Genomic DNA, 1,691 nt, shown 5'->3' with positions numbered 1-1,691 from the left:
CTGGCAGTGGATCAGGAAGGCGGGCGCGTGCAGCGCTTGCGTCAGGGTTTCGTCCGTCTGCCAGCGATGCGCGCCATCGCCGATAACCCGAATGCAGAGTATCTCGCCGAGCAATGCGGCTGGATCATGGCCACCGAAGTGCTGGCGGTCGGGCTCGACCTGAGTTTCGCCCCGGTGCTGGATCTGGACTATCAGCGCAGCGCCGTGGTGGGCACCCGTTCTTTCGAAGGCGATCCCGAGCGCGCCGCCTTGCTCGCCGGTGCATTCATTCGCGGCATGAACAGCGCCGGCATGGCCGCCACCGGCAAACATTTCCCGGGCCACGGCTGGGCCGAAGCCGACTCCCACGTGGCGATTCCGAACGACGAGCGCAATCTCGACGAAATCCGCGCCAATGATCTGGTGCCCTTCGCCCGTTTGAGCAAGCAGCTGGCCGCCGTCATGCCGGCCCATGTCATCTATCCGCAAGTCGACTCGCAGCCCGCCGGTTTCTCCCGACGCTGGCTGCAGGAGATCCTGCGTGGCGAGTTGCAGTTCGACGGCGTGATCTTCAGCGATGATCTGTCGATGGCCGGCGCCCACGTGGTCGGCGACGCTGCCAGCCGCATCGAAGCCGCGCTGAGTGCCGGTTGCGACATGGGTCTGGTGTGCAACGACCGCGCCGCTGCCGAGCTGGCGTTGAGTGCCGCCCAGCGTATGAAGGTCAAGCCTTCCGCGCGCATCGCGAAGATGCGCGGGCAGGCCTTCGCCAGCACCGATTATCGTCAGGACCCGCGTTGGCTCACCGCCCTCGGCGCGCTCAAAGACGCTCAACTGATCGATTAAGGATTTTTCGTTATGACCGTTTACGCAATCATCGGTGGCACTGGCCTGACTCAGCTCGAAGGTCTGAGCATTCGCCAGTCGCTGGCAGTCGACACCCCGTACGGCGCGCCTTCGGCCGAGGTGCAGATTGGTGAGTACGCCGGCAAGGAAGTGCTGTTCCTCGCCCGTCACGGTCACCCGCATCGTTTCCCGCCGCACAAGGTCAACTACCGCGCCAATCTGTGGGCGCTGAAGCAGGCGGGTGCCGAAGCGATCATCGCCGTGAATGCAGTGGGCGGGATTCATCCGGCCATGGGCACCGGGCATTTCTGCGTGCCGCACCAGATCGTCGACTACACCAGTGGGCGCGAGCACACCTATTTCGCCGATGATCTGGAACACGTCACCCACATCGATTTCAGCTTTCCCTACAGCGAGCCGTTGCGTCAGCAACTGATTGCCGCGGTCGCCGCCGAAGGCTGCGAATACAGCGATCAAGGCGTGTACGCCTGCACCCAGGGTCCGCGTCTGGAAACGGTCGCCGAGATCGTGCGACTGGAGCGTGACGGCTGCGACATCGTCGGCATGACCGGCATGCCCGAAGCAGCGTTGGCGCGTGAGCTGGATCTGGATTACGCCTGTCTGGCGCTGGTGGTGAATCCTGCAGCCGGCAAGACCACCGAAGTCATCACCATGGCTGAAATCGAGCAGGCCCTGCACGATGGAATGGGCAAGGTGAAATCAACGTTGGCCCGAGTGCTGGCCAGCTAAGGACTGTCCATGAGCATTTTCATCGAGCGGCTCAAAGGGCTGACATGGACCCACGCATTCAGTAGCAAGGCGTTGGCCAAGGCCCGCGCTTATGCCGCCGATGACCGGGTCGAGAT

Annotated in this window: 2 protein-coding genes; both read left to right on the top strand. The window is 63.4% G+C overall.

From position 1 onward, the window contains the following. Positions 1-825, top strand: an 825-nt coding sequence (nagZ, locus tag OQK_RS28605; RefSeq protein WP_038861938.1) for a beta-N-acetylhexosaminidase, incomplete at its 5' end; no start/stop codon positions are given. Positions 826-837: 12 nt separating this feature from the next. Beyond that, positions 838-1,575, top strand: a complete 738-nt coding sequence (locus tag OQK_RS28600; RefSeq protein WP_016775487.1) for an S-methyl-5'-thioinosine phosphorylase — start codon at positions 838-840, stop codon at positions 1,573-1,575. The last annotated feature ends 116 nt before the right edge of the window (positions 1,576-1,691 follow it).

Source organism: Pseudomonas sp. R62, assembly GCF_000257605.1.
In the GTDB taxonomy this organism is placed as follows: Bacteria; Pseudomonadota; Gammaproteobacteria; order Pseudomonadales; family Pseudomonadaceae; genus Aquipseudomonas; species Aquipseudomonas atacamensis.
This window is presented reverse-complemented; position numbering and strand designations above follow the sequence as displayed.

Excerpts from the sequence above, each read along its gene's own strand:
- OQK_RS28600 (WP_016775487.1), top strand. The coding sequence starts at position 838 with ATGACCGTTTACGCAATCATCGGTGGCACTGGCCTGACTCAGCTCGAA.